The sequence below is a fragment of the Streptomyces aureocirculatus genome, from assembly GCF_000720475.1.
In the GTDB taxonomy this organism is placed as follows: Bacteria; Actinomycetota; Actinomycetes; order Streptomycetales; family Streptomycetaceae; genus Streptomyces; species Streptomyces aureocirculatus.
Map to the genome: position 1 here is coordinate 1 of NZ_JOAP01000157.1, position 460 is coordinate 460.

The window sequence follows — 460 nt, forward strand, 5'->3', positions numbered from 1 at the left end:
GACGATGCCCACGACCTGCCCGTCCAGGCGGGCCAGAGCACAGATGATGTTGCGCGCCCAGCGCTCGTGGACCTCCAGCACCTCGCCGTCGTCGACGAGCTCCTCGATGACCTTGGTCATGTCGTAGGGGCGGTTGCCGTCGGCCGGTACCAGGTCGAGCAGGACGTCGCTGCGGCGGTCGGCGGGGTCGTCGGAGGGCGCGACCGGCGGGTTCTCGCGGTTGTTCTGCGGGAGCATCGCGAGGAGGTAGCGGACCTCCGCGAGGCAGGTCTCCTCGTCGTCGTAGGCGAAGTGGCACACCCCGGAGGTCTCGGCGTGCACGTCCGCGCCGCCCAGACCGTTCTGGGAGATCTCCTCACCGGTCACCGCCCGGACCACGTCGGGGCCGGTGATGAACATCTGCGAGGTGTCGCGGACCATGAACACAAAGTCCGTCAGGGCCGGGCTGTAGGCGGCGCCG

The 460-nt window shown here is 69.8% G+C and carries 1 protein-coding gene; it reads right to left on the bottom strand.

Annotated elements, in window-relative coordinates:
- A partial coding sequence (locus tag IG78_RS0141170; RefSeq protein WP_030574983.1) for a carboxyl transferase domain-containing protein occupies window positions 1-460 on the bottom strand: 460 nt, incomplete at both ends.